Origin of the sequence: Alteromonas stellipolaris (genome assembly GCF_001562115.1) — a bacterium.
GTDB lineage: Bacteria > Pseudomonadota > Gammaproteobacteria > Enterobacterales > Alteromonadaceae > Alteromonas > Alteromonas stellipolaris.
In genome coordinates this window covers 2,830,248-2,853,706 of record NZ_CP013926.1, presented here as the reverse complement: position 1 = coordinate 2,853,706, position 23,459 = coordinate 2,830,248, and the positions used below count along the sequence as shown (strand labels likewise).

At 43.9% G+C, this 23,459-nt stretch carries 19 protein-coding genes and 1 tRNA gene; 6 read left to right on the top strand and 14 right to left on the bottom strand.

Annotated elements, in window-relative coordinates:
• Nucleotides 1-87 precede the first annotated feature (87 nt).
• From AVL57_RS12140 to AVL57_RS12120, 5 genes are all read right to left on the bottom strand, one after another.
• Nucleotides 88-918, bottom strand: a complete 831-nt coding sequence (locus AVL57_RS12140; RefSeq protein ID WP_057791011.1) for a hypothetical protein — start codon at nt 916-918, stop codon at nt 88-90.
• 66 nt (nt 919-984) lie between these two features.
• A complete protein-coding gene (locus tag AVL57_RS12135; protein ID WP_057791014.1) occupies nt 985-2,898 on the bottom strand; it encodes an alkaline phosphatase in 1,914 nt (637 codons plus the stop codon).
• Between the two features lie 13 nt (nt 2,899-2,911).
• Complete coding sequence (locus AVL57_RS12130) at nt 2,912-4,495, bottom strand: alkaline phosphatase (RefSeq protein ID WP_057791016.1); 1,584 nt, start codon at nt 4,493-4,495, stop codon at nt 2,912-2,914.
• A 323-nt stretch (nt 4,496-4,818) separates the two neighbouring features.
• Nucleotides 4,819-5,544, bottom strand: coding sequence for a UDP-2,3-diacylglucosamine diphosphatase (lpxH, locus tag AVL57_RS12125; RefSeq protein ID WP_057791018.1), 726 nt, complete (start codon nt 5,542-5,544; stop codon nt 4,819-4,821).
• 119 nt (nt 5,545-5,663) lie between these two features.
• Nucleotides 5,664-6,155: a peptidylprolyl isomerase gene (locus AVL57_RS12120; RefSeq protein WP_057791020.1), complete on the bottom strand. Its 492-nt coding sequence runs from the start codon at nt 6,153-6,155 to the stop codon at nt 5,664-5,666.
• 161 nt (nt 6,156-6,316) lie between these two features.
• On the opposite strand from AVL57_RS12120, the gene cysS reads away from it, so the two are divergent.
• Nucleotides 6,317-7,699 (top strand): cysteine--tRNA ligase, encoded by a 1,383-nt coding sequence (gene cysS, locus AVL57_RS12115; protein ID WP_057791022.1) that lies wholly within the window; start codon nt 6,317-6,319, stop codon nt 7,697-7,699.
• 68 nt (nt 7,700-7,767) lie between these two features.
• On the opposite strand, the gene AVL57_RS12110 is transcribed toward cysS, so the two are convergent.
• The 4 genes from AVL57_RS12110 to gloB form a co-directional block, all read right to left on the bottom strand.
• Nucleotides 7,768-9,900, bottom strand: coding sequence for a TonB-dependent siderophore receptor (locus AVL57_RS12110; protein ID WP_057791024.1), 2,133 nt, complete (start codon nt 9,898-9,900; stop codon nt 7,768-7,770).
• A gap of 115 nt (nt 9,901-10,015) precedes the next feature.
• On the bottom strand, nt 10,016-11,071 hold the full coding sequence (locus tag AVL57_RS12105; protein ID WP_057791026.1) for an ion transporter: 1,056 nt from the start codon (nt 11,069-11,071) through the stop codon (nt 10,016-10,018).
• A 19-nt stretch (nt 11,072-11,090) separates the two neighbouring features.
• Nucleotides 11,091-12,770, bottom strand: a complete 1,680-nt coding sequence (locus AVL57_RS12100; RefSeq protein ID WP_057791028.1) for a lytic transglycosylase — start codon at nt 12,768-12,770, stop codon at nt 11,091-11,093.
• Between the two features lie 63 nt (nt 12,771-12,833).
• The gene (gene gloB, locus AVL57_RS12095; protein ID WP_057791030.1) at nt 12,834-13,625 is read right to left on the bottom strand and encodes a hydroxyacylglutathione hydrolase; all 792 of its coding nucleotides are present in this window, start codon (nt 13,623-13,625) and stop codon (nt 12,834-12,836) included.
• 85 nt (nt 13,626-13,710) lie between these two features.
• Here gloB and AVL57_RS12090 point away from each other — a divergent pair, with 85 nt between their 5' ends.
• On the top strand, nt 13,711-14,646 hold the full coding sequence (locus AVL57_RS12090; protein WP_057791032.1) for a class I SAM-dependent methyltransferase: 936 nt from the start codon (nt 13,711-13,713) through the stop codon (nt 14,644-14,646).
• Between the two features lie 260 nt (nt 14,647-14,906).
• Here AVL57_RS12090 and metG read toward each other — a convergent pair whose 3' ends face one another.
• Entirely contained in the window at nt 14,907-16,934 is a 2,028-nt protein-coding gene (metG, locus tag AVL57_RS12085) for a methionine--tRNA ligase (RefSeq protein WP_057791034.1), read from the bottom strand.
• Nucleotides 16,935-17,040: 106 nt separating this feature from the next.
• Between metG and apbC the strand changes: the two genes are divergently transcribed.
• The 4 genes from apbC to AVL57_RS12065 all read left to right on the top strand — a co-directional run bounded on the left by apbC (nt 17,041) and on the right by AVL57_RS12065 (nt 20,631).
• The gene (gene apbC / locus AVL57_RS12080) at nt 17,041-18,183 is read left to right on the top strand and encodes an iron-sulfur cluster carrier protein ApbC (protein WP_057791036.1); all 1,143 of its coding nucleotides are present in this window, start codon (nt 17,041-17,043) and stop codon (nt 18,181-18,183) included.
• 160 nt (nt 18,184-18,343) lie between these two features.
• Entirely contained in the window at nt 18,344-18,940 is a 597-nt protein-coding gene (dcd, locus tag AVL57_RS12075; protein ID WP_057791038.1) for a dCTP deaminase, read from the top strand.
• Between the two features lie 74 nt (nt 18,941-19,014).
• Nucleotides 19,015-20,424, top strand: coding sequence for an SLC13 family permease (locus AVL57_RS12070; protein WP_057791040.1), 1,410 nt, complete (start codon nt 19,015-19,017; stop codon nt 20,422-20,424).
• Nucleotides 20,425-20,554: 130 nt separating this feature from the next.
• Nucleotides 20,555-20,631 (top strand) — tRNA-Pro (locus tag AVL57_RS12065).
• Between the two features lie 245 nt (nt 20,632-20,876).
• Here AVL57_RS12065 and AVL57_RS12060 read toward each other — a convergent pair.
• From AVL57_RS12060 to AVL57_RS12045, 4 genes are all read right to left on the bottom strand, one after another.
• Entirely contained in the window at nt 20,877-21,617 is a 741-nt protein-coding gene (locus AVL57_RS12060) for a GNAT family N-acetyltransferase (protein ID WP_057791042.1), read from the bottom strand.
• Complete coding sequence (locus AVL57_RS12055) at nt 21,607-22,062, bottom strand: DMT family transporter (RefSeq protein ID WP_057791044.1); 456 nt, start codon at nt 22,060-22,062, stop codon at nt 21,607-21,609. Before AVL57_RS12055 ends, AVL57_RS12060 begins: the two co-directional genes overlap by 11 nt.
• Before the next feature lies 1 nt (nt 22,063).
• Nucleotides 22,064-22,690 carry an NAD(P)H-dependent oxidoreductase gene (locus AVL57_RS12050; RefSeq protein ID WP_057791046.1) on the bottom strand — a complete coding sequence of 209 codons (627 nt, stop codon included), beginning with the start codon at nt 22,688-22,690 and terminating at the stop codon, nt 22,064-22,066.
• Between the two features lie 89 nt (nt 22,691-22,779).
• Nucleotides 22,780-23,376 carry a Crp/Fnr family transcriptional regulator gene (locus tag AVL57_RS12045; RefSeq protein ID WP_231701209.1) on the bottom strand — a complete coding sequence of 199 codons (597 nt, stop codon included), beginning with the start codon at nt 23,374-23,376 and terminating at the stop codon, nt 22,780-22,782.
• Nucleotides 23,377-23,459 lie beyond the last annotated feature (83 nt).

Sequence of the window (23,459 nt, the reverse complement as noted above, 5' to 3'; positions counted from 1 at the left end):
TTACTAACCTTTTTATATCACATTCTGTTTATATATCCAGTGAAAAACGACCAAATTAGGGACAGTTTTATATGATAAACCTAAAGTTTAATGTCGGTGGCCTTCACCTATCACATTCCCATTTTGGTCGTAAAATCCGCTAGCGCCAGCTTCTATAAACCCTTGATTTACCATATTGGTTAAAAAGGGGTCGGTATGATCATCGCCAATGTCAGCATAATCGGTAGCTTTGTATTTATCACGGCTTTCAAAAAATGCTTCTAAGTTTAAATTGTGGTCAACTGAAACTAATGACCACTCTCGGGTAGTATTCTTTTCAATCACACGAAACTGTTGGATTAGTTTTAACTCAGGTAGCAAAGCGAGCACCATATCCACTTTGTTATTTTGATAAGTTAAATACTCAATTCTCATACAACCTTTGCCTTCAGAACGCTCTAAAGTCATTTTGTTTAGCAAAGTATTGCTAATTAACTGATAACGAAATGAAAAGTCTTTTTCTATTCGGCCGTGAATACTTTCGCCTGGCTGATATTCGATAGCGCGTTCGTGCTTATCAAAATAACGAACAGGCTTGATTAGCTTGTTTCGTACCATTGTCCAAGTTTCAGTAATGCCAACCTTGGGGTATTGGTGAGCAACAGTATTGTTATAGCGCAAAAGCGAAATTTCGGTGCTATTGCCCAGAGTGAATCCGCGGCGGGTAGTGACGGTATAGTCTGCTTTCAGGTTACCCGCTTCAAGTTCGCATTTTGTGTGGGTGTCCAGATTACTAGTTGTGTGGCTGTCCAACTCTGCGGTGCTGGAGTGGGTGTCCAAATTTGTGATAACAGATGTTGCGAGGCTAGGCGCTGCCGTTAGTAGGGCTGAAATAACATACGTGGCTAAAGCTAACGAGGGTAAAACTAGGTACTTCATGTATATAAAACTCCGAAATAAGGGAGCGTAAACGCTCCCTTATGAACTGACGATAAACGTAATTTTTTATTCCACTACGGCGTCTGCTTGGGTAACGAAGTCACCCGCGAAGTCCATAATATGGAAGATTACGCTTTGTTCGTTTGTACCATTTACTAGGAAAGCGCCAGGGCCCTTAGCATGAATACTCACGTCTTCTCCTGAGTGAGTTTCTGAGCCCATTGGAACTAACGCTTCTTGGTGATAACCCGGGGTTGTGGTGTCGATATCAGTAAGGTCTTTGCGACCTGTATCGTACGCTGTAGCGTAACCCGCATCTGAATTGGTTTCATCGCCAAGGTTTCTGAAGCCAAGACCATTGGTGTAACCCAATGTGGTATAGGGTGTACCATCAGACGCGGTAGCGGCTTCATCAGCGCCAACATTTACCACTTTACCTAATATAGGATTACCACGTTTAGGGTAGCCTGCAATGGTAAATACATGGCCGTGGTCAGCAGTAACAATAATAAGTGTATCTTCATCGTTAGTCAGCTCGTCAGCCATGGCAACAGCATCTGCAAAGGCTAAAGTGTCGTATAAAGCACCATAAGCATTTCCAGCATGGTGAGCATGGTCAATACGACCCGATTCAACCATAAGGAAGAAGCCTTCATCGTTATTATCAAGAATATTGATAGCCGCTTCAGTCATTTCTGCCACCGAAGGCTCACCAGCAATATCGTTGCCGCGATCAGCTTCATATTGCATGTGCGATTCATTAAATAAACCAAATACGCGTTCTGTCGTTTCAGTGTCTAAGCCATCAAAACCAGATTGGTCGACAATATAAACACCATTTTCATACATTTCTTGCCATTCTGCGGTAAGGTCTCGGCCATCCGTTCTATCACCTTCAACTTCGCTTGCAGCATCTATACTATTAAATGCAGCATCTTTGGGAAGAAAGTGGCGGCGGCCGCCACCCATTACTACTTCTAAGCCATCAACGTCTAAGCCTTCATAGTTAGCTTCTAAGTTAGTTTCGAAGTTTACTAGCTGATCAGCAATATCAAGGCAGCCAGCAGTAACCGCATCTTCAGGCATATCAGATATATCCTCCCAGTTGCGATCGGCTGACTTGGCGTAAGTAGCGGCTGGCGTAGCATGAGTAATACGAGCAGTAGATATAATACCGGTAGATTTCCCCGCTATTTCTGCAAGTTCTAATGCGGTTACGAGTTCGTTGCCAGCAACCGTACTGCATTCGCCTCGCTCAATGTCTTCATCAACACCAATAACACCTACATCTGTTTTTACACCGCTTACCATGGCTGTCATGGTGCCAGCAGAGTCTGGAGTTTGTGCATCAACGTTATACGTTTTAGACAGTCCAGAGAATGGGAATTTACCAAAGCTAAGCTGGTTTTCTTCGCCATCAAGCCCTTTTAATTGGCCATCTAGAATTCGTGCGGCTGTAATGGTTGAAATGCCCATGCCGTCACCAACGAACAGAATAACGTTTTTCGCTTTACCGCGAAGGTCGGCTACCATAGCCTGTAATTCTTCATCATTAGCTACTTGAGCTACTTCGATATTAGCGCTAGATATGCTTGCTGAGGTGCCGGTCGCATCCATCCACACTTGCTTGTTGTTTTCCACTTCTGCACTGGCGGCTATAAACCAGTCATTGTTCAAAGTAGTAAGTAGCTCACCGGTTGCAACTTCAGAACTGCCTGGAGAACAAACGTAGCTTGTATCGGTAATCTCGTCGCTACCTAACGTGCCATCTGCATTGGTATCTAGGCCAGAATCAAACTGTACACCGCTATTCGGGCAGTTTGCATCACCTACCGCTAACGCAGTTTGCACGGTTAAGCTGTTAAGGCCATTTGAGCCATCAACTCCTGCTGCGCCATCATTACCGTCGTCACCTTCAAGAGAGCAAGCGGTTAGGCCGGCAACTGCTAATGCAACAATACTCAATTTAAAAAGTTTCATTGTTCTTCTCCACTTATTCGTTTATCAGGCCAAGGGCTTGGTTGATTAGGTGGAAAACAACATTTTGTTCTATCACACCTTGTGCTAATTGACTTCCTGGTCCGGTTGCGTGTAATGCTATATCTTCACCAGAGTGAGTTTCAGATCCAAGTGGAATAAGTGCTTCTTGGTGATACCCGGCGGTAGTGGTATCTACATCGGTCAAGTCCACACGACCTGCCGCATTATCGTAGTTGTAGCCTTCATCAGAATCGGTTTCTGTTCCAAGGTCACGAAAACCTAAGCCGTTGGTGTAACCTAATGTGGTATATGGCGTGCCGTCAGACGCTGTTGCAGGTTCTTCTGCTCCAACATTGACCACTTTACCTAAAATGGGATTACCGCGTTTTGGATAGCCTGCAATAGTAAATACATGGCCGTGATCAGCAGTCACTAAGATAAGTGTCTCCGATGGATCTGTGTTTTCATAAGCAGCCATAACAGCGGCTTCAAACGCCAAAGTATCTGTAAGTGCACCGGCTGCATTACCAGCGTGGTGGGCGTGGTCAATTCGGCCTGACTCAACCATTAAGAAGAAACCAGCATCGTTGTTATCTAAAATGTTTACCGCAGCTTCGGTCATTTCAGCAATAGATGGCTCGCCCGCTACGTCATTGGCGCGGTCTGCTTCGTACTGCATGTGTGACTCGTTGAACAAAGCAAAAACCCGTTCTGTTGATTCAGTGTCTAAAGTGTCGAAACCTGCTTGATCAACAACATAAACACCATTTTCATACATCTGCTGCCATTCTGCGGTAAGGTCACGATCGTCTGTACGATCGCCTTCTACTTCGCTAACCGCATCGGCGCTGTTAAATGACGCGTCTTTAGGTAAGAAGTGACGACGGCCACCGCCCATAACAACTTCAATACCGTCTACATCAATACCTGTGTATCTTTCTTCTAGGAAGCTCTCAAAATTGACTAGTTGGTCGGCAATATCAATACAACCGGCCGCAGCAGCCTCTTCTGGCATATCTGAAATATCTTCCCAGTTGCGGTCAGCCGATTTAGCGTAAGTGGCCGCAGGCGTAGCGTGTGTAATACGTGCAGTAGAGATAATACCGGTCGCTAAACCTTTAATTTCAGCAAGTTCAAGTGCAGTAATAACTTCATTGCCGGCAACAGTAGCGCATTCACCGCGTTCAATATCTTCATCAACGCCAATAACACCTACATCCGTTTTTAGGCCTGACATCATCGCGGTCATAGTGCCCGCTGAGTCTGGAGTTTGTGCATCAACATTGTAGGTTTTAACTAAGGCTGTGTGAGGAAAGCTTTCAAATGCCAAATAACCTTCTTCGCCCAAACCGCCTTCAAGCTGCCCTTTGTAGATGCGCGCAGAAGTAAGCGTAGAAACACCCATTCCGTCGCCTACAAACAAAATCACGTTTTTGGCTTTGAACTGGTTGTTTGTCACTAGTTTTTCAGTAAGTTTGCTTTGCGCGTCTGAATACCATGCGTTATCTGTTTGGTGTTCGGGTAAAACAGCTGCTTGCAAACCAGATGAAGCAACAAGTGCAAGAGCACTTAACTTCGTTTTCCAAGTACGATTCATCGTCGTTCCCTACATTGAAATTTGATTGTGATTGTCAGTTTTATTGTTAACTAGTGCGTACGTTCCCAAATGAAATTAATTCTCGTTATCATTTGTCTGCGCTATTTTCAACGATATATGGTGTAAATGACGTTTATTTGACAGATTTTTGAACGGGCTTTAACAAAGCAACTACTAAGTACAAAATTTAAAAGAAGGGATGCAAGACTATTTGTAAATTATCTTTACAAATTAGGGCGTTAGAAAAGCATACTTAAAAGACAAATAATAAAATTAAATTTATGAAATTTTTAGTGTGACAGGATGCTAAGTATCAGATATTACTACTTAAAACTGTGATGTTGTAACATAACATTAGAGCGTGACACACACAAAGTGCTGCCTTGATCGTACCAGTCACCCAATACGATTCGGGTTGCGGGTTTGCCATTTGTTGTCAGTGAGTGGATGTTGGGTCGGTGTGTGTGTCCATGAATTAAGCGCTGTACTTTATGTCGCTCCATGACCTTAACCACTTCTGTGGGTGTCACATCCATGATGTCTGGTTTAAGGTGCTTTTGGTTTTCTTTACTTTCCGCTCGGCCATTTCTTGCAACCCGGCGTCTGTACCATAAAGGTAGGGCCAGCATTAGCCTTGGCCACCACCAACCGCGAGATTTCTTTCTGAATTTTTGATAAGCCACATCGTTGGTGCACAGCTCATCGCCATGGGTGATAAGTGTGGGTGTCCCGTATAAGTCAATGACAGTGGGTTCGTTGATGAGTGTCATGCCCGCTTTATTTGCCCAGCCTTCGCGTATAGCAAAATCTCGATTGCCATGCATGAAATAGATAGGCACATGTTGGCTTAAAGTCTTGAATGCCTCTGCAACAGCGGTATTAAATGGGGTAACGTCATCATCGCCAATCCATACTTCAAATAAGTCGCCCAATACATAAAGGGCATCGGCCTCTTTGGCTTCATTTTCTAAGAACTGTATTAAACACCCGGTGATATCTGGGCGGTCTGCACTTAGGTGTAAATCGGCGATGAAGTAAGTAAATGACATAGAAATGAACAACTTTGAAAGGCGTTTCGAAAAGAAGAGGCCGCTTTAAACTAATACGGCCTTTACTCAAGATGTAGCGATAGCGAGCATTTGAAGTTTCAAACGCCCACTAAATAGACCTAGGCTACAACTGCTTTTTCAATAATAACAGGCTCTGCTGGCACATCTTGGTGATAACCGCTTGAACCGGTTTTCACGCTTTTGATTTTTTCAACTACGTCCATTCCGTCGGTAACTTTACCAAACGCACAGTAGCCCCAGCCGTTTACTGATTCGCTAGTGTGGTTAAGGAAGCTGTTGTTGCCAACGTTAATGAAAAATTGCGCAGTTGCTGAATGCGGATCGTTAGTACGAGCCATCGCAATAGTACCAATCTCGTTAGCAACGCCGTTGTTTGCTTCATTTTCAATGGTATCTTTGGTGTCTTTTTGATCCATATCTGCAGTGAAACCACCGCCTTGAATCATGAAACCGTCAATGACACGGTGAAAAATAGTGTCATCGTAAAAACCTTCTTTAACATAAGCTAAGAAATTTTCTACGGTTTTAGGGGCTTTGTCTTCAAATAATTCTAGGGTGATATCACCAAAGTTTGTTTTGAGAGTAACCATTTGTGCGTGTCCTGCCTTTATAAAAGTAAATACTCGGTAATATTACCGCATAACCAGCCATGCGGGGAAGTAGCGATGATAAAAAGCATCGCAAAATCTTACCATTTGGCAACATACAGTGCTAAACTTTGCGGCCATTTTGATACTTAGGAATTCACTTTATGCTACACCTTTACAATACCCGTACCCGTGACAAGGCGAAATTCGTGCCGCTTCAAGAAGGGAAGGTGGGCTTGTATGTGTGTGGTATTACCGTGTACGACCTAAGCCATATGGGGCATGCTCGCACTTACCTTAGTTTCGACATACTTGTTCGATATTTACGTCATTTAGGTTTTGATGTGAAGTACGTTCGTAATATTACTGATATTGACGACAAAATTATTGCCCGTGCAAATGAAAACGGTGAAACCTTCGAAGCGTTAACTAAGCGCACTATTGGCAAAATGCACGAAGATTTTGCGGCTATCAATTTACTTGAGCCAGATGTAGAGCCGACAGTTAGCGGTCATATGGATGAAATCATCGATATTATTAAAATATTGATGGAAAAAGGTTTTGCCTATCAAGCTTCAAATGGCGATGTATTATTCGACGTAAGCAAATTCCCCGATTATGGTAAGTTGAGCAAGCAAGACCTAGATCAGCTTCAATCGGGTTCGCGTGTTGAAGTGGCATTTGATAAAGACGATCCATTAGATTTTGTCCTGTGGAAGCCCGCGAAAGCAGGCGAGCCAGCTTGGCAATCCCCTTGGGGCGAAGGGCGCCCTGGTTGGCACATTGAATGTTCTGCCATGAATAAAAAGCATCTAGGTGCACATTTTGATATTCACGGTGGTGGTTCTGACCTTACTTTTCCGCACCACGAAAACGAAGTGGCGCAGTCATGCTGCGCATTTGACACACCTTACGTAAACGTGTGGATGCACGCTGGTATGGTGCAAGTAGACGACGAGAAAATGTCTAAGTCACTGGGTAACTTTTTTACCCTTCGTGACGTGTTACAAGAGCATGATGCTGAAACCTTACGTTTCTTCTTAATGTCGGCACATTACCGCAGTCAGTTGAGCTACTCGCAAGATAATATCACCCAGGCGAAAGCGGCATTAGAGCGTTTATACACTGCGCTTCGCGGTGTAGCAGTAGATGAGTCTACCGACCTCAACTACGGCGGTTATTTAGCGCGCTTTGAAACTGCTATGGATGACGACTTAAACGTGCCTGAAGCGTTCTCGGTATTGTTTGATGTAGCACGTGAAATAAACCGTAACAAAGATAATGCGGAAGAAGCGAGCAAGCTAGCCGCGGTACTTAAAGGTTTAGGGGCTATTTTGGGTATGCTGCAAAGCGACCCAGATACATTCCTCAAAGGCGGCAGTGAAAACGATGATGAAGCCGCTGAAATTGAAGCGCTAATAAAACAGCGTAACGATGCCCGTGCTGCCAAAGACTGGGCTGCCGCAGATGCAGCTCGTGACGCACTTAATGCTAAAAATATAGTATTAGAGGACGGACCTGCAGGCACGACTTGGCGCAGAGGTTAGGCGCTAAAAACAAAAAAGGGCTTAGCTGACGTCATCAGCTAAGCCCTTATTATCAAATAACTATTCGCTTAAAAACGCTTTTCAATACCAATTTCAAATCTACGCTGTGCGCCATACCAACAGTTGTTGGTATCGTAGCAAGCACCTACATATTCCTTGTCAGTAAGGTTACTTACGCTTCCAGTTAGTTTTAAATCATACTGTGGCATGTCGTAAGACAACACCGCATCAATCAAGGTGTACGAAGGCACAGTGTCGGTGTTGTACTTATCTACTTGCGTTTCACCCACGTAGCGTACACCTGCACCTAGCATTAGGCCGTCTAATGCGTCGTCGAAGAAGTAGTTAGCCCAAACAGAGGCACTTTCTTCAGCAACCCATACTGGTGTTTTACCAACCACGTCGGGGTCTAATGTATCTTCGGTCACTTCCATATCAAGGAAAGTTGCATTTGCTTGAAGCGACAATGCGTTGGTTACACGAGTATTAAGTTCTAGCTCAACGCCTTTAGATTCAACTTCGCCATTTTGCGTATATTGCGCAAAGTCTGACGTATTTACCACTACGTTTTGTTTAGTCAGTACGAAGTAAGCACCCGTAAATGTGGTTGCGCCATCACCGCTGATATACTTAGTACCAACTTCAATTTGGTCTGCGGTAGTAGGCTTAAAGGCCTCGCCAGTAACTGAGTCGGTGCCTGAAACAGGTTCGAAAGATTCAGAGTAATTTACATACATGCGCCAGCCTGAATCAAAAGTGTACATAGCGGCCACACGGCCTGAAAACTCATTTTGGTCAATTTCTGTGGTGCTTCCATAAGGAAAGCCAGCATATTCATTGGCTGCCACATCGGTGCTTTCAAATTGGTCGTAGCGGCCATTTAACAAGAAGGTGAAGTTATCGATGCGAATTTCGTCTTGAAGATAAAAGCCGATTTGCTCAATATCGATAACGTGGTCTTCTTGATAAAAATCCAATGGAAGCGAACTTACATCGAAAAGATCGTTATCAATATTACTCAAATCAAGCACCGGCGTATCTGTGGTCAAAGTATCGCGATACGCTACGGTAGAGTCTGAATTTTGATAATCCAAACCAAACAATAGGTTATGTGCCACATCACCGGTTTGTACAAACCCAGCCAGTTGGGTATCGACAGTTACGCCATCGATTTCTTCATCGGTTAAATAAGCAGAGCGGGTTAAGTAAATACCATCCGTTGGTTCTCCCGAATGATAAGAGTTTTGCTGCAGTGCATCGGCATCGGTATAGCGGAATTTTTGTAATACCGACCAATCGTTATTAAATTCGTGGTTAACTTTGTAACCAAGCATAAGCACTTCACGTGAATAACTGTTCCAGTTCTCATCACCAGCATAAACGCTGGCGTCAAGCTTCCCGTAAGGGGCTTCATAAAGCGTACCAACACCAGGTAGTGGGGTAGATGGCACCATTTCAGGGTCGTCTTGATAATACGCAGACAGCGTAAGTTCAGTAGCCTTAGTAAGATCTATGGTGACAGAAGGCGCTATGGTGTAGCGCTCATTTTCAGTAGTGTCCTGGAAGCCATCTTGCTTTCTGCCTAATGCCACAAGACGATAGCGGGCGTTATCGGTAAGCTGACCTGTGGTATCTACACCAAGCTCAAGCAAGTTATCCGACCCTACAGCTGCACGAACCAAGGTTTCGTCTTCGTCTTTCGGGTATTTGGCGACTTGATTCACCATACCGCCTGGAGGAACTAGGCCATAAAGGGATGACGCAGGGCCTTTTAGAATCTCTAGTGACTCAGTGGCAAAAGAATCCACTTGAGGATAAAGGTTCCAGCTATTGTTGCTTAAAAGCGGTAACCCATCGTAAAAGGTTTGGTAGGTATCGAACCCTCGGATAGTAAACTGGTCGAAAATAGTGATAGTAGGGCGGCTTTCAGTGGTTACCCCAGAGCTATAACGAAGGGCTTCTGATACGGTTTGCGCCTGACGCAATTGTAAGAGCTCTTGGTCAATAACACTAATGCTTACTGGTGAATCGATAGGGCGTAAAGAAGACTTAGTGGCTGTACTTCTATACGACTGCATAGGGTTTACTTCAATGTGCTCAAGGCTTTCATCTTCTTGCTCTTGTGCAACAGGTGATGTAGCTACCGCTATCGCTAATGCGGTTAAGGAAGGGTAAAACCAACCTTTACGACCGTTCGACATTCTTTATTTCCTCAAAATGTAAGACTAAAACCAATTATATGAGGCAAAGTCTATCATATGAGTATTTAAATAATAATAGTTATCATTAAGTTTTAATGGTGGCAATAAGGTTTATTTATAAATTTTTGTTTAAACCATTTTCCTCTGAAGGATCTGTCATTGGCATGCTAGCCTCTTTTTTAGCGAGCTCCGACTTCCAGCGTTGCTGCGCAATGTGTCCTTTCATCAATTCTAAGCATTCATTCACCACCTGTAATACTTCCTTATCTAATGCATCGGCTGTAGGGGTGTAATCGTGCATACCAACAGAAATGAAGTGGTCGATGCGCTCAGCGTCTATATCAGACAATAAATTTACCAACGACATAGTGACGATATCGGTTACCGATTCTTCCAACGTATTCTCAATGGTTTTGCCGATAACTGGCAAGTAATTCAGGGTAGATACTTGCGCATTCCCGCGCACCGCTTTACCTACGCTTTTGCGGACATGCTCGCGTATTACTTCACCATGTTCATCGCTACTTATTGATTGCCCAAGGTGATTGATAACGCCTGCCATCCATTGAGTGATAACCGGGCGACGGGGCGCAAGAACTTGCTCGGTAATTTCATCAACTAAGGGCGAGCCTGCAGCAATGTCTTTTTGGGCATCGCTGAGCACCTTTACCACAATTCTGTCGCTGAGTTCTTCTACAAACACATCGTAGTAAAAGGCAAAGAAGCGAAAAATAGCAGTGCGGTTTAAATCGATAATTTGATACTTGTGCAATCGGTGTAAAATTGAAAATATGCGTAAAAAGCGGAACAGGCGTGTAGCACCAAGCGGGATTAGACCTACTAAATCGTACCAGTGTAGGAAGGGAAAGAAGTACCAGCGCAGGTGCTCTTTACGCATAATGGCTACTATCCACCTAAAACAAAATTCAGTAAGAAAAATGCCAATGAAGACTAAATCAACCAACAAGAAGTTGTGGTGAATGGGGTCGTAAGCGTTAATTAATGCGGGAAAGAAGGCATCTATTTGAGAATAGATAAAGTCGGTAGCGTACAAGGCATCGAAAATTAGCCATGCTAGGTTTAAAAATAAAATACCTAGCATGACTAAATCTAGGACTAACCAGGGCGTTTCATGACTGTTACGTAAATTATCCCGGTTAACCCTTAGCATTAGTCTTATCCTGTACTGTTTAGCCTGTGCTGTTTAGTCTAGTGACGTCTACAAACAGCTTAAGCTTCTGGCCAGGCTGTAAGTAACGCGAGGTATTGATGTTATTCCATTTGCCAATATTGCTGATGCTAACATTGAATTTATTCGCAATACGCGACAGTGAGTCGCCATTTCTTACCGTATAGGTCACGCGCTTGGTAATGGCGTCTGCATTTTTTGCGTTGCTATTGGAGTTTTGCCACACCACAAGCTTTTTGCCAAGGTGAAGCATATCGCCAGGCGCCATATTGTTCCAGCTTGCCAATTTTTTTGTAGTGACTCCATATTTACGGGCGATATCCCATAACGTATCACCCGAACGTATGGTATGAGTAACTTTGTACGCACCATGCTTTTTATTTTGCACGCTGGCTAGACGTTGGCCTTGCGATAAATCGTAATTATCGAGGGCTTTCAATGCCACTGGCACCATAATAGGTTGGCCAATACGAATCACATTCGAATCTAGCTCATTAACCTGCTTAATCACTTTTACTGTGGTGTGATACTTATTCGCAAGTTTCCCTAAACTATCGCCTGGCTTCACCGTGTGGCGAACCCAGTTCAATCGATCAGTGCGATCAATTTTAGCAAGCGCATCACTAAAATCGGCCGCTTTTGTTAACGGCAGCACTAATCGGTGGGGGCCTTCAGGTGCTGTAGCCCAGCGGTTAAAACCTGGGTTTAACGCATGTAATTCTTTAAGCGTCATACCCGCAAGGTCTGCAGCAAAAGCCAAATCTACTTGTGATCCAATATCTACTACTTCGATAACGGCAACATTTTCAACTTCAGGCCATGCAAAAGCATATTCATCGCGGTGTTTTAAAATATCAGCCAACGCTAATAATTTCGGCACATATGCGCGAGTTTCACGAGGTAAGTTTAACGACCAAAAATCGGTAGGTTTACCAGCCTTTTTATTCGCGCGAATAGCTTTAGAAACACGACCTTCGCCACTGTTATACGCCGCCAGCGCGTGCAACCAGTCTCCATCGAACATGTTTGATAGATAGGTCAGGTAGTCTAAAGCACCTTTGGTAGAGGCTATAACGTCACGGCGGCCGTCGTACCACCATGTCTGATCCATCCCGAAGCGCTTGCCTGTACCCGGGATAAATTGCCACATGCCAGCCGCTCGGCCATGAGAATAAGCGAACGGATCGAAGGCACTTTCAACAATAGGCAATAACACCAATTCCATTGGCATGTCGCGCTTTTCTATTTCATCAACAATGTAGTAAAGAAAGGGCTTTGCACGAGTAACCACACGCTTCATGTACTCTGGATGCTTTAGGTACCAGTTTTTTTGCACATCAACGCGGCGATCATCAGGAATATATAAATTAAGCCCATCGCTTACTCGCTGCCATACATTGGTGATAATGGCTTCGGTTTCTACTGCCGGATCATCAATAAGCGCTTCTGCTTCCGACAGCAAATTATCTTTAGGGTGCACTACATCAATAACGCCATCGCGCGCTATTTCACAGTCTTCAATTGCTTCGGGCGTTTCGTGTAATGTGTTGCAAGGTTCAGTTGAGCCTTCAACATTTTGCACATTCACTACGTCTTCTTGTATTTGTTCTCCTGTGATTTGGCACCCACTTAGCCCTAACGCTAGTAATACGGGTGACAAAACAAACAACTTCAACTGCATGTAGAAGGAACCTCTCGAATATCTGCAAACCGCACATTCTACCTTCAGTGCGTTAGTTTTGCATTAAAACTCATCTTTCCAGCGTCGAACTGCAGCAAATACTGCTACATCGTCGCCCATGTTTTTTTCGCAATAAGCTTCGGCAGCAGTTTGTACAGAAAGTTCATGAGAACGTAAAAAAGGGTTAATTTGTTTTTGTTCAGCCAAATTTGAGGGAAGGGTAGGCATACCAATTTCTCGTTTTTTATCTACCCAGGATGAATAGGCTTGAAGGGCCTGGTTTTCTGGCTCTACTTCTAATGCAAAGCGTACATTCGATTGCGTGTATTCGTGGGTACAGTAAACCAGTGTGTTATCGGGCAAGCGTTTCAGCTTGTTTAACGAGTGAAGCATTTGTTCAGGTGAACCTTCGAACAACCTGCCACAGCCTGCTGAAAATAATGTATCACCACAAAACAAAACATTGTGGCCAAAGAATGCAATATGGTCGAGGGTATGACCGGGGACTTCCATTACTTGGAATTCTAAATCTAATACAGGGAGCTGTAAGGTATCGCCTTGTGAAACAGATTTAGTGATACCCCGAATATGACCCCCTCTTGGGCCGATAACGGGAAGGCCTGGGTTTGCAGAAACTAATTTAGCAATGCCACCGGTGTGGTCATGATGATGATGTGTGATTAACACTGCCGCTAAATGAAGGTTTTCACTTTTCAAAAACGCAAGTACAGGCTCTGCGTCGCCGGGGTCGACCACGATTGCTTGCTCGCTACTGTGAATACACCAGATGTAATTGTCGCTAAATGCTTCGATTGGAAAAATTGAAATGCCGTGAGGAAGAACGTCAGTCGCCATGGTGCACCTGCTTGTGTAGGTATAATTATGCGATACTATAAGAACTTGTTGTACACAGAGCAACCTTAAGGCACGCTTAGCAACTATGAGATCAGCATTTCGCTCCCAAGCCCCCCGCTATCCTGAAGACTGGACCGACTTTCCAGCAGGAGAGCAAATTAAGCAAGCCATCACGCAAGTGTGCGACGACTACACTCAACGTATTTTTGGCTATCACTTCGTGAAACTTGGCAGTTTAAGTGCGCAAATACCGTTAAAGCAAAGCCCTATACGCAACATTATTAGCCAAGTCCCATATAGCGCAATGCACGTATCGCGTGATAAATTAAGCGACAGTGCTATCAGCAGTGCTGAGGGGATGGAAGGCGTAAATAGTTCATCACAAAGTTTAGAAGACGCTAAGCATCAGCATGGTAAGTTATCAGATGCCACGTTATCGAACACGTTAACGGACAGCCACACATTTATGGGCAAAGACAGTTCTGCAAGCCCTAAAATAGTTGGACAGTCACATCAGCTACCTTTTTCAGAAAACAGCATAGACGGCTTTTTGTTAGCGAACGAATTGGACTTTGCGCAAGACCCCCACGAAATTTTACGGGAAGTAGATAGAGTTATTACCCAAAGTGGCTATGTGATAATTAGCGGGTTTAACCCATTGAGTTTAGCCGGCATCGCTAAGTTCTTGCCGGTTAAGCGAGATAACAAGTTGCATGATGCGCGCTTTTTTACCTCGTATCGCATAAAAGATTGGTTGCAGTTATTAGGGTTTGAAATTGTAGAACAGCGCCAAATTATGTTTTCTACCTTATTTTTCCAGCCTCGCTGGGAGTATTCAAAAAATATTCAGCACTATTTATCTGCTTACTTTCCGTGGTGCAGCGCAATGTATGTAATTTTAGCCAGAAAGCGGGTGATGCCCATGACAGCCATTCGCCCCAAACTACAATTGAAGCGACAATTCTCACCCGTAGGCGCAGCCAGTGCCAGAACCTCTTCGTATAACAAAACCAAAAACTGAGACACCCATAGTTTTGGTTTAAGTTGAAACTTGGACACCCACAATTCAGCTGGCTGTTCCAAAAGTGGGTGTCCACAATTGATCTGCATCGTTTGAGTGACGTTAAAACATGGATGTCCAATTTTAGACTCATGTTTAAATTAAGCAGAGAAACAAGAACACGCCCATCTTTTTCCCAAAAACAAAAAAGCCGTGTTGAGATTATCAACACGGCTTTCAAATTTTATAGGGGTTGGCTTGCCTAAGGCAGTAACTACATATTACTTAACGCGCATACCAGGTAATGCACCTTCGTGCGGCTCTAAGATATAAAGCTCATCGCCACCAGGGCCAGCAGCTAATACCATGCCTTCAGACATACCAAAGCGCATTTTACGTGGTGCTAGGTTAGCTACCATCACGGTATGCTTTCCAATTAACGCTTCGGGCGAGTAGGCCGACTTAATACCAGCAAATACTTGCTTGGTTTCGCCGCCTAAGTCTAATTCAAGTCGCAAAAGCTTATCGGCTTTTTCAACATGTTCAGCGTTAGCAATACGTGCAATACGTAAGTCTACCTTAGCGAAGTCGTCGAACGAGATTGTCTCGCTAATAGGATCTTTACCTAACGGGCTGTCTGGGCTAACCGCTGGTTTTGTTGGCTCTAGGTTTTCTTTTGAATCATCAACCATGGCGTCTACTTTCTCCATTTCTACGCGTTGCATCATCGGCTTAAACTTGTTGATAGCGTGGCCAGTTAGCACGGTTTCAAGAGACGACCAAGTAAACTCATCGTTCAAGAAGCCTTCTGCTTTTTCTGCCAGTACTGGAAGCACAGGTTTTAAGTAAATGACCAACAGGCGGAACATATTAATACCCAACGAACATACATCGTGAGTGAACTGCTGTTTGGTTTCGTCTTTTATCGTTACCCAAGGGGCATTGGTATCGATGAATTGGTTGGCTTTATCGGCCAATGTCATGATTTCACGTATCGCTTGGTGGTAACGACGGCGCTCGAATAAGTCAGCAATAGTGTCGGCTGCATTTTGGAACTCGGCAATAAGCTCGGGTTCTAAAATGTTGTCAGACAATTTGCCGTCAAAGCGCTTAGTAATAAAGCTGGCACAACGGCTAGCAATGTTGACGACTTTACCTACTAAATCTGAATTCACTTTTTGTGCGAAATCGGTAAAGTTTAAGTCGATATCCGTTACGCTATCGCCAAGCTTAGACGCAAAGTAATAACGTAAGTATTCTGGGTTCAAGTGGTCTAAATAGGTGCGACCTTTAATAAAGGTGCCGCGAGATTTAGACATTTTCGCGCCATTCACAGTAACAAAACCGTGAATATTCACACCAGTAGGCTTACGGTAACCCGCACCTTCTAGCATGGCAGGCCAAAATAGGCAGTGGAAGTAGGTAATATCTTTACCGATAAAGTGGTAAAGCTCGGCTTCTGAATCTGCGCCCCAAAAATCGTCGAATTCCAGATTGTTTTGGTCGCAGAAGTTTTTAAAGCTGGCCATGTAACCAACAGGGGCATCTACCCACACATAGAAAAACTTATTCGGTGCACCAGGAATTTCAAACCCAAAGTAAGGCGCATCGCGGCTGATATCCCACTGCTGCAAGCCTTCGGTAAACCACTCTTGTAGTTTATTGGCCATCTCTTCTTGCAAAGCGCCAGAACGGATCCAGCCTTTCAACATATCTTCAAACTTAGGTAGGTCGAAGAAGAAATGTTCAGATTCTTTCAATACTGGCGTAGCACCAGATACCACACTGCGAGGGTTTTTAACTTCAGTAGGGCTGTAAGTAGCACCGCACACATCACAGCTATCGCCGTTTTGATCTTCAGCACCACAGCTTGGGCATGTACCCTTAACGAAGCGGTCTGGCAAAAACATTTCTTTTTGCGGATCGTATAATTGATTGATAGTGCGCTTGCTAATGTAACCGGCGTTATCTAAACGGGTGTAAATTTCTTCACACAAGGCCTTGTTTTCAGGCGAATGGGTTACATAGTAGTTGTCGTACTCTACGTGAAAATCGAGCAAGTCTTGATGATGCTCTGCACGGGTTCTTGCAACCATTTCTTCTGGCGTAATACCCAGTTCCTGCGCTTTAAGCATAACAGGCGTACCGTGTGCATCATCGGCACAAACACTGTAACATTCGTTTCCACGCAGACGCTGAAACCGTGTCCAGATATCGGTTTGAATGTGTTCAAGCAAGTGGCCTAAGTGAATAGAGCCATTGGCGTAGGGCAACGCACTGGTTACCAGAATGCGGCGATTTTCAGACATAATTACGTATAGATTCTTCGCGTTTCAAAATGGCTGCAAATACTAGCGGAAATCCGCGTTTTTTGCATTACGAAATTCACAAAATACCCCGTAGACAGGATAATTTATGTTCTTTTCCCGTAAAGCTAAGCTACTCATCGACAGAGTTGCCGCTATTTTAGCCAGCTACTTCAGTGTTGAAGCCACCATTACCGCGAAATGGTGCTCAGATAAGTTAGATGTAGATAAAGCCACTGATGCAGTAAAAGTTGACGACACAAACCCTGCCAACGCATTTACCATCAGCTTACCGTTTTGTTATAAAACCCAGCAAGCGAACGTAAAAGCCCACGTGCTAGAAGCGTTAAAAGGCGAGCTTACCGAACAGCAACTCATCGTTAGCCAACATATAGCGTCGGGTGAAACTAAAAATCCCGCTGTAAACAATATTAAAAATATTATTGCCGTGGCCTCGGGTAAAGGTGGGGTAGGGAAGTCGACCACCAGTATTAATCTGGCCTTCGCGCTTATGCAGGAAGGAGCCAATGTAGGCATTTTGGATGCTGACATTTATGGCCCATCGGTGCCTATTATGCTGGGCAATACCGATGCGCACCCGCATAGCAGTGATAATAAACATATGCAGCCGTTAAGTGCTCATGGCTTGGTAGCAAATTCCATTGGTTATTTAGTGCCTCAAGAAGACGCTGCGGTATGGCGAGGCCCAATGGCAAGCAGGGCATTAAAGCAGCTTATCGATGAAACATTGTGGCCCGTACTCGACTATTTAATTGTAGATATGCCACCGGGTACAGGTGATATTCAGCTTACTATGGCACAGCAAGTGCCGCTGACAGCTGCGGTAGTAGTTACCACACCACAAGATTTAGCCCTGGCCGATGCTCAAAAAGGCATTAGCATGTTCGAAAAAGTCGGTGTGCCGGTATTAGGGTTAGTTGAAAACATGAGTTACTACCAATGCCGCGCCTGTGGCGCCAAAGACTATGTATTTTCAAAAGATGGCGGCGAAATATTGGCCGAGCGACACGGTTTGCCGCTGCTAGGCCAATTGCCACTAGATATTACCGTACGCGAACACGCCGATGCGGGTACACCATTGTTGGTAAGTGCGCCAGATAGCCCATTAAGTGAAAGCTACCGCGAAGCAGCTAGAGCATTATCGATGCAATTAGCGTTAACCGTTGCCCCTAGAACGCAGCAAAACAAGCATATTAAAGGCGACCCCATTGGCGTAGCCAGAAAGCTTTAGACGGCAAGCTATAAATTACAAACCTAAACAGAAATTAGTCACTTTTAATCGTTTCAGTTATTAATTTTGGTATTTAAAGTAAATAGAGCTTATAGCCAGTTGATTGGTGTGAGCTACATACGCATAATACCGCACACTTTATAGTAAGGACTTACCGCTCATGCGCCTTTGCGACCGCGATATATACGAACATTTAAAAGCTGGGAAAATAAAAATAGACCCAACACCCGACTACGAAGAAATTAGTGGGGTGACAGTAGATATTCGCCTAGGTAATAAATTTCGCGTATTTGAAGACCATCAAGCACCTTACATCGATTTAAGTGGGCCTAAAGCGCAAGTGCAAGAAGCGCTAGATCACGTAATGAGTGACGAAATTGAACTGCCAGAAGGCAAAGCATTTTTCTTGCACCCAGGGGAGCTTGCATTGGCCATTACGCATGAATCGGTTACCTTGCCTGATTATATTGTTGGATGGCTAGATGGGCGCTCATCGCTAGCACGCTTAGGCTTAATGGTGCATGTAACTGCACACAGAATCGATCCAGGTTGGTCGGGCAATATCGTGCTGGAGTTTTATAACAGTGGAAAATTGCCATTAGCCCTTCGCCCGAAAATGAAAATTGGTGCGTTAAGCTTTGAAGTGTTATCGAACCCCGCCGAGAAGCCCTACAACGCGCGAGTAGATGCCAAATATAAAGGGCAAGACGGTGCAGTAGCTAGTCGTATATCGTCAGACGATAAAAACAGCGCATAAAATCTTTAGCGCGTAAACTATATAAAGAAAGCATGTAGCAAAACATGAAGTAAAGTATAAAAAAAGGGTATGCAATGAGATCTAATAAGCCGTTCGACAAAAGCTCGTTTATTATTCTTATTGCCCTTGTTACTTCGCTAGCGCTTGGCTCAGGTATTTATTTTTCAAATATAAGCGTTGATATTGCACTTACCGCAGGCATTACCTTGTTTGTGGCAATATTATGGGTAACGGAAGCGTTGCCCATACCCGCAACCTCACTCATTCCATTTGCACTTTTTCCTCTAGCTGGTGTGTTAACGCATACCGAAGCGGCTTCGTCGCTAGGTAGCCACGTTATTATCTTACTAATGGCCGCGTTCATGCTGTCGAAAGGGTTAGAAAAAGCTAACCTGCATCAACGTTTCGCTATTTACATGTTGCGGGTAACTGGGGCAGGTAGCCCACTAAAGCTAATTTTAAGCTTTATGCTGACAACCGCTATTTTAAGCATGTGGATAAGCAACACTGCTACCATTTTGATGATGCTACCCATGGCCATGGCAATTATTAATGCTATGGAAAATCCCCGCTTTGGTGTGGCACTTATTTTAGGTATTGCTTATGCCGCAAGCCTAGGCGGCGTGGGCACGCCCATTGGCACGCCGCCCAATATAATCTTTATGAGTGTTTACGAAGAAACCCAAGGACATGAGTACAGCTTTATTGAGTGGATGAAAACTGGGGTACCCATTGTACTAGTCTCTATTCCGTTAATGGCGTTGTGGCTAGCGCGGGGATTAACGCAAGTGGGTAACATTGCGTTACCTCAACCGGGCAAATGGACAGTAGCTGAAAAGCGCGTTTTGGCAATATTCGGCACTGTCGCTATGGCGTGGGTATTCAGGCCTTTTTGGAGTGCGTGGTTAGGCATTACCACCATTAGCGATAGCACCATTGCAGTAGCTGGTGTGGTCGCCATGTTCATGACCAACAACGGTGAAACAACGCCTGCCACCGAAACGCGCAAAAGCCAACACGATAAATTACTCGACTGGAAAACCGCCAATAATATTCCTTGGGGCATGTTGTTATTGTTCGCTGGTGGTATTTGCATTGCCAAAGCGTTTAAATCATCGGGCTTAAGCGTTTTAATGGGGGAGTGGCTTACTGGGCTTTCAACCTTACCAGTAATTTTCCTTATTCTGGGTATCTGTTTATTTGTAACCTTCCTAACCGAGATAACATCGAATACCGCTACAGCCACACTACTTATGCCAATATTGGCAGCAGCAGGCTTTGCGGTAGGCGTAGATCCAAAACTGCTGATGATCCCCGCTGCTATTAGCGCCAGTTGCGCCTTTATGCTGCCAGTGGCAACCGCACCAAATGCAATAGCCTATGCCACCGAAAAGTTTGATATAAAAACCATGGCGCGAGAGGGCATAGTACTAAACGTGATTGTTGCTTTGGTAGTAACCGCAGTGTGTTATTTAACGTTATAAAAATGATGTTTCACACCGGATGTGCAGTTTTATTTTACAAACTGATTAGCAATTAAGCGCTTAACCAAGGATTTGCACAATTGTCGTTGCATTGTGACTAAAAATAAGTAGACTTATCGGCTCTTTCGGTCGGTGTGTGGCGCAGCTTGGTAGCGCACTGTCATGGGGTGTCAGGGGTCGGAGGTTCAAATCCTCTCACACCGACCAACTTCTCCTATCTTCATGACGCTTATAGCCTTTACAGCTCTACCCCATCAATGAGGGATCAGCATCCACCTCACTCGATTGATAACAGCATCTTATTCGTTAACCGATGTGCTCAATGGGTCATCACTCTCATTCTGTAATTTTCAACGTATCTAAAACCATCCGAGCTTCTTGATATCATTTCAATTTTGTTATGTAAGCCTCGGTCACAGCGCTATAATTCATCACGCATCACGCATCACGCATCACGCATCACTATTCTCTTCAACAAAATGAAAGTTTAATAGTTTGAACTGCGCTTGAAAGCCAAGCTTAAGGTAAAGAGGAAGGCCCATTTTAGATGCCTGTAACACCATAAATTCAGACCGTTGTTGCTGCGCACGAGCAAGTAACAAATACATGGCGCTTTTTGCTGCGTTTTGGCCTTGAAAAGCTTTTTTGACACCCATCTGATGTAGTCCAGTGACGTTGCCTGTCTTATAGAGTAAGGCACTTACGGCAGGTTTCTGGTTAAGGTAGCCTAGATAAATTTCGATGTCACAGTCAGTCAATAAAGGCTTAAACACTTCTTGATCCATCTCGTAGCCAAACGCTTCACTACTTATCTGCAACCATTGAGTTAGGGATTCGGCATCTTTGACTATGCGTAAATCTAGGTTGTTTTGTTGTTCAGTTGGCAATGTAATTTCATTCAATTTCAGATACATGGCTGTTTGTTCAAACTCTAAATGCCAGTTTTCGTCCAAGCGAGAAATAGACGCCACATTATTTGCTTTAGGCAAGGGGTAAGGCCAAGAGGTAATTCGGTGGCTTTTAGGAGTAGCAGATATTTGTAGCGATAGGTTGTTTTCACCTTCCAACCAACTGCGATAAGGCCACCCTAGGGTTGTCAGTAATGTACTGTTTCCCTCATGAGTAATGGACTTTGTGCCGTATTTATTCCATAACGCGGTCAGGTTATGAATGTTCTGTTGATCAATAGACATTTCTCGTCCCCCCGTTTATAAGGTTAATGCCAAGTACCATGGCGAAAATACCAATGATAACTTTGGGAGTAATAGGTTTAATTGGTTGCTCAAACCATCCAAAATGCCCAGCGATAATTGCAAGAATTAACTGTCCGCTCAGTGCAAAAGACATCATGCTGCCCACACCCATTTTCGGGATCAGATAATAATAGCTGCCAACACCAAATGCACTGAGAATGCCGCCAAACCATAAATAAGTTGGAATAGACCTGATATCCGCATATACCGGAAGTTGCCTTTGATTTATCAGCATAAACAATAATGTAAAAAAGCAGGCAAATAAAAACGCAATTGCTGTCGCTAGCACTGGGTTTTTAAGAAGAACTCCCAAACGAGCGTTCATACTGGCCTGAAAAGTAATAGCGGCACCGGCTAGTACAGCCAATGCAGGGAAGGCCCACATATTATATCTCCATTACTAGATGTTGATGATCAAAACGAACTTTGCGGCGTTGGCTGTATTTATCATTTGGGTCACGAATACCAATAGGGCAAATAACCGTGGAAGCGAGGTTGTTGGCTGTAAGATTAAGTATGGCGTCAAATTCTTGAGCGTCGAATCCCCCAATTGGGCAAGTATCAATTTTCATCATAGCTGCGCTGGTCAACATGTTTCCTAGTGCAATAAAAGCCTGCTGCTGTGCCCAGTGCAAACCTTCTTTTGTGTTCATAGTTTCTAGCGCTTTTTCAGCCATTGCAGCAAAACTTGTTAGAGATTCAGAAGACGTATCATTATTTTTCGATGCCTCCTGAATATAGTCACTGACTAAGTGGGAACCAATGTCAGTTCTGGCAGCGAATACCAGTAAATGAGAGCTTTTAATTACTTGCTCTTGACCATAAGCAAAAGGCAATAAACGCTGCCTCACGCTTTTTGATTCTATAACGATGACCTTATAGGGTTGAAGTCCGTAAGAAGAAGGGCTCAATCGAGTTGCTTCAAGGAGTTCGCGCAACTGCCATTGCTGTAGCTTTTGTTCGGAAAAACTTTTAACTGAATAGCGCCAGTTTAATGCGTTTATTACATTCATGTCATATCCCGTATGTCGTCTTTGTTGTACTTCAACTAAGATTATCGGGGTATGAAATGTACTTCCTTTACATAGGTTGATTTTGAAAGTTATTTTTCATTATTGAGACTTTTGCGTATCCGGCTTAGTTGTGTTGGCGTTACGCCGAGGTGTGAAGCAATTTGGTATAGTGGCAGCCTGTCCGCCAAGTTGGGAAACTCAGAGGTAAATTGCTGGTATCGTAGCGTGGCATTATCCTGAACTAATTCTATTTCTCGAGCATCTTTGTGCAGTAACCAATTTTTTTCCAGATAAATGATTTGATATTTCATCAACTCGTTATTGGAAAAAAGTAATTGGCGAAAGCCTGCAAAATCGATTTCCACCAACAGACTGTCTTCAACAGTCTCAAATGCCAAACGAGAAGGTTGCGAGGTAAGTAGGGCTGTCATTGAACCGGGAAACTGCCCTTCGACAAAGAAGTTTTTATTGTATTCTTGCCCTTGCTCATTAATAACATACCCTCTGACCAGCCCTTTCACCACAAAAGCAAAACTTTTTGGATGTTTTCCCGCTTCATAGAGAAGAGCTCCCTTTTTTAATGTTCTTACTTTGCAAAGATTGGAGAAGTTATCCCAGGTTTCATTTGATAGGGGAGCGTAGCTTTCCATAACAACTTTTAACGCTTCAAAACTTTCTTTCTTCACTTAAAGAGGCCCTTTACTAATTTCTGCAAAAACGTGACGGTTTTATTTTTATTAATGATATCGCTTATAGTGGGGTTAAGCCT